The sequence below is a fragment of the Nonomuraea sp. NPDC049152 genome (assembly GCF_040648355.1).
Lineage (GTDB): Bacteria > Actinomycetota > Actinomycetes > Streptosporangiales > Streptosporangiaceae > Nonomuraea.
This window is the reverse complement of the sequence record NZ_JBEZDO010000079.1, coordinates 1-4,655: the sequence shown is the minus strand read 5'-3', so window position 1 is coordinate 4,655 and position 4,655 is coordinate 1. Positions and strand designations below refer to the sequence as shown.

Genomic DNA, 4,655 nt, shown 5'->3' with positions numbered 1-4,655 from the left:
CATGGGGTGTCGCTAACGAAGCGCGTCGCCTGCGCGCACCGGTCTCTCCAATGCCTGCGTGGCTATCGAGAAACAGCCCCTGATTGTTGCTTGCGGGTCCCTCCACGCTGACCTCGTCCCCAAGAGCGGGGCGTTCTTCGCGCGGCTGGCGAGGGATAGCCCATGTGGCGGTCCGGTCGGTGAACAGGTGCCTTGGCGCCTCAGGAGGCCGGCCCGGTCGCTTTGATGAGGTGCTCACGGGTGGGGGGTGATGACCGCGCGTCCTTGGATCTTGCCGTCGTGCAGGAGCTGGTAGGCCTCGCCGGCGCGCTCCAAGGGGAAGTGCTCGACCAGCATCTTGATCTTTTGCTGCCGGGCAAGGGTGATCACTTCCATGAGTTCGGGGATGGAGCCCCAGTATGGTGAGGCAACCGAGCACTCGTGCGGCGGGCTCGAGAAGTTGACCGGTAGGTCTCCGCCGCCGAGACCGACGATGGTCAGGTGGCCAAGCACCCGGGCCACCTGAGCAGCCATCCGCAAAGTCGGGTCTACGCCGACCATATCCAGCACGAGTTGAGCGCCCTGCTGCCGCGTCATGTCCTTGATCCGCGTGACCGCCTGGTCGCCGGAAAGCAGCGCCTCGTCCGCGCCCATGCGCTTGGCGATCTCCAGCTTGCCGGCGGCGGTGTCCACGGTGACGACGGTGGTCGCCGCGCTGAGCGCTCGCAGCATCTGGATGGCCATCTGGCCCAGAGCGCCCGCTCCGATCACCACCGCGGTCGAGCCCGGCCCCAGCAGGTGCAGCGACCGCTTGACGGCGTGATAGCTCGTCAGCCCCGCGTCGCTGAGCGGGGCGGCCTCGCGGGGATCGAGGGCGCCGAGCGGGATCAGGAATCGCGACGCCGGGACCAGCAGGTACTCAGCCATTCCGCCGTCGTGACCACCCAGGCCCCCGCCCAGACCGCCGGTATTCTGGCAGTAGTTCTCCTTGCCTTCCCGGCAGTTGGCGCACAGCCCGCAGCCCCAGGGGCCATAGACGATCACAGGGTCTCCGGGCGCGAACCCGGCGACGCCCGGTCCCGGCGTCTCCACCCACCCCGCATTCTCATGGCCGAGCGTGAAGGGCAGTCTCGTGCCATCTCCGGGTGCGGGTGCGGGCGCCTGCATGATGTGCAGATCGGAGTGGCAGGCGCCGGCGCCCCCGACCTTCACCAGGACCTGCCCCGGGCCGGGCTCGGGGACCGGCACCTCCCGCAGCTCGGGCGGTTTTTGCCATCCGACGAGTTGAAAAGCCCGCATAGCGATCCTTTGGCGCAAGCTGGGTCAGTCGCGGATCCCGTCGATGTCGATCAGGACGTGGCGCGGGCCGCGGAAGATCTGGTTGTGGCGGTATGGCGGCGGGTCGACGACGAGCCGTGGGTTCTCCACGCGGCGGACGAACTCGCCGACCGCGATCTGGACCTCGAGCCGGGCGAGCGGAGCGCCGAAGCAGAAGTGGATGCCCTGGCTGAAGCCGAGGTGCTGGTTGTCCGGGCGCTCGAGGTCAAGCTGCTCAGGGTTGGCGAACCGTTCCGGGTCGCGGTTCGCCGAGCCGTACACCAGGAAGATCGGCGCGCCCTTCGGGATGGTGGTGCCGGCGATTTCGATGTCCTCGACGGCCGAGCGGGTGTGCCAGAACTGGACCGACGACTCGAACCGCAGCAACTCTTCGACCGCGGGCACGATCAGGTCGGGGCGGCGGCGCAGCTCCTCGAGCGCCTCGGGGTGCCTCAGCAGGGTGAGCACGCTGTGGGCGATCAGATTGACCGTGGTTTCATGCCCGGCGAAGAGCAGGAGCACGGCATTGCTGGCGAGCACGCCCTCGGGCATGCGCCCGTCCGGGCCGTCGTCGTGAACCATCGCCGAGAGCATGCCAGGGCCGGGCTGCTTGGCGTACTGGTCGAGCAGCCCGGCCAGGAACTGCTCGAACTCCTTCACGCTCCGGCGCCCGCCCTCCAGCCGGCGCTGCATCTCCTCGGAGGCCGCCTCCGGACCGAAATCCAGAGCGTCCAGGGCCGTCTCGATCCAGGCGTGGAAGCGACGTTCGTCTTCCAGCGGCACGCCCAGGACCTTGCAGATCAGGGCCACCGGCAGGGGGTAGGCGAACTCGTCCACGACGTCGATCCGGGTCTTGCCCCGCATCCTGTCCAGGAGGTCGGCGACGATGCGTCGGATATCAGGCTCCAGGTCAGAGATCAGGTGAGGGGAATGGGGCGGGCCGAAGAAATGCCGCGTCATCATGCGGCGATCTCGATCATGTTCGGGCGGGTCGCAGGTGATGATGTTCGGCTCCAAAGAGACGACGGCCTCCGTGATCGGCTCGGCCCCCGGCTCCGCCGCAGCCGGGGCGCGGGCTGGGATCTTCCTGACATCTGAGCTGACCCGGGGGTCGTGGAGAAGCGCGACGATCTCCTGGTAGGTGCTGACGACGTAGGTGCCATCCGGCTGCCGCGCCACCGGGGTCTTGCGGAGCTCGGCGTAGAAGGGGTACGGATTGGCACGGTTGGCGTAGCGGAGCGCCTGCTGCCAGGGCGTTTCCTCGACCATGCTGTTCCTCTCCTCCTGCTGTGCCGGCCGGGTTCCCCCCCGATCGCGAGGAACGCGTCAGTGACCTCGAGGCCGGAACTCGGCTCTCCGCTCGTTCGGGTCGTGGCCGGTCAAGACGACGTCGGGCATCGCCGTCGGGACGCCCGGCGCGGGGAACTCGGCCGGCATCGGGTTCATGTCGTCGGGCCGATCCCAGCCCGGCGGCGGGGGCGGGAATGGAGCCGATTGCTCGATCAGCCGCGCGTAGTACTCCAGCCACTTGCCGTGATCGAAGGTGACGGCGGCGACGATGCGGCCCCGACGACCGTAGGCGGCGGCGAAGCGGTGCTCCTTGACCGACCCCTGGGCGAAGACGATCTCGTCGCCGAACGGCGGCACGCCGACGGACTTGATGTTGACGCCGAACTGGCCGGACCAGAAGCCGGGCAGCAACAGATGCGGGCGGTAGTCGGGCTCGAGGCTCACCATGTTGTGGGCCGCCACCTCGGCACCGAAGACGGCATTGTCCCAGTGCTCCATCGCAAGGAACTGGTACTCGTACAGCACATAGGGCGCGCGCGCCACGTCTCCCGCCACGTAGACGGTGTCGGTCGCCACGCCGTTGATGTCGAAGGCGCGACCACCGGCGTCGCAGCCGACACCCCAGAAGCCGGCCGCCAGCCCGGAGCCCTCCAGCCATTCCACGTTACGGATCGAGCCCAGCGCGGCCAGCACCACGTCGGCCTCGACGGTGGCCCCGTCCGAGAGCCGAGCACGCCGTACATGTCCGCCCGCGTCGCCCTCCAGCGACGACACGCCCACCCCGCAGCGCAGATCCACGCCATGGTCGCGCTGCATCTCCGCGGCGATCTCGCCGATCACCCCGCCCAGCGCGCCCACCAGCGGCGCCGAGCCCCGCTCGGCGACGGTCACCGGGATATCGAGTTCCCGGCAGACGGAGGCCACTTCCGAACCGATGAACCCGCCGCCGATGACCAGCACTCGCGACGGCCCTGCCGCCAGCGCCTGTTGCAGCCGAGCGGCGTCATCACGCGAGCGCAGCGAGAACACGCCCTCCAGGGCGGCCTCGGCCGGGTTGGGCCACTGCCGCGCGCGAGTGCCCGTGGCGATCAGCAACCGGTTGTAGGGGACCTGCTCGCCGTCGGCCAGGCGCACCTGCCTGGTGGCCCGATCCAACCCGGTGGCCGCCACGCCGAGCCGCCACTGCGCATCCAGTTCCCGCAAGCGGGGCAGCAGAGTGTGGTCAGCCGGCACCCAACCCTTGAGCACCTGTTTGGACAGCGGGGGGCGGTCGTAGGGCTCGTACGGCTCGTCCCCGATGATGGTCAAAGACCCGCTGAAGCCCTCCTCACGCAAGGCTTCGGCGGCCCGCAGTCCCGCCAGGGAGGCGCCGACGATGACGATCCGGCCGTTGGCCTTGAAGTCGCGGACCAACTCGGCGAGCGTCGCCGACATGGTCATGACGGCGCACCCCGCTCCGCACAGTCCAAACGGTCGATCATGATCGCTCGCACCGGGCAAGCCGCGGCGGCTCGCTGGACCTGCAGGCGCCGCGCGTCGTCGGGGTTGGGCTCGTAGGTAAGCGCCTCCGCACCGTGCAACTTGAAAATCTCGTGGGCCAGATACACGCACTGTGCGTATCCCTGGCACCGATTCAGGTCCACGACGATACGCATGGGCAGACCCCTTCCGTCCGCGACTGCCGCCCCACAACGACCATCGACGCGGTCATTCGGCTACGCGGTTATCCGGCCTTCCGCAGGTGACCCAGCTGGACAGCCCCATCATTACCGGTGAGCGTCACGGCGCGGGGAACCCCGGTCCACGCCGATGGCGTCGGCACCGAGGTGTGCCCCGGCCGACCCGCCACAAGACGATTTTCCGCTTCCGGCTTTCATCACCACAACCACTAGCAGGGAAAACATGCTCCATGCCGCGCGTTCCGGCCGACACGGGCGGCGCGCGGTAACGGTACAGCGGCCATGGCGGAGCCCGTCGGCAACGGCGGCCCGCATGCCATCGACGGGCACTGCTACGCGTTGGCGTGGGGGAGAAGCCGGTCGAGCTCGGGCAGGGGACGTTGGCAGATT

General features: G+C 69.0%; 4 protein-coding genes. All 4 read right to left on the bottom strand.

Going from position 1 to position 4,655, the window contains the following annotated elements:
• Positions 1–234: 234 nt before the first annotated feature.
• The 4 genes from AB0B45_RS51260 to AB0B45_RS51245 are packed head-to-tail and all read right to left on the bottom strand — an operon-like array spanning position 235 to position 4,241.
• On the bottom strand, positions 235–1,278 hold the full coding sequence (locus AB0B45_RS51260; protein WP_358146319.1) for an NAD(P)-dependent alcohol dehydrogenase: 1,044 nt from the start codon (positions 1,276–1,278) through the stop codon (positions 235–237).
• Positions 1,279–1,302: 24 nt separating this feature from the next.
• Positions 1,303–2,565, bottom strand: a complete 1,263-nt coding sequence (locus AB0B45_RS51255) for a cytochrome P450 (protein ID WP_358146317.1) — start codon at positions 2,563–2,565, stop codon at positions 1,303–1,305.
• Between the two features lie 57 nt (positions 2,566–2,622).
• Positions 2,623–4,026, bottom strand: coding sequence for an FAD/NAD(P)-binding oxidoreductase (locus AB0B45_RS51250; RefSeq protein ID WP_358146315.1), 1,404 nt, complete (start codon positions 4,024–4,026; stop codon positions 2,623–2,625).
• On the bottom strand, positions 4,023–4,241 hold the full coding sequence (locus AB0B45_RS51245) for a ferredoxin (RefSeq protein ID WP_358146312.1): 219 nt from the start codon (positions 4,239–4,241) through the stop codon (positions 4,023–4,025). Before AB0B45_RS51245 ends, AB0B45_RS51250 begins: the two co-directional genes overlap by 4 nt.
• Positions 4,242–4,655: the final 414 nt, after the last annotated feature.

What these genes read in the sequence shown, in the direction of transcription:
- AB0B45_RS51245 (WP_358146312.1), bottom strand. Translation starts at nt 4,241, where the DNA reads ATGCGTATCGTCGTGGACCTGAATCGGTGCCAGGGATACGCACAGTGC.
- AB0B45_RS51250 (WP_358146315.1), bottom strand. Translation starts at nt 4,026, where the DNA reads ATGACCATGTCGGCGACGCTCGCCGAGTTGGTCCGCGACTTCAAGGCC.
- AB0B45_RS51260 (WP_358146319.1), bottom strand. Translation starts at nt 1,278, where the DNA reads ATGCGGGCTTTTCAACTCGTCGGATGGCAAAAACCGCCCGAGCTGCGG.
- AB0B45_RS51255 (WP_358146317.1), bottom strand. Translation starts at nt 2,565, where the DNA reads ATGGTCGAGGAAACGCCCTGGCAGCAGGCGCTCCGCTACGCCAACCGT.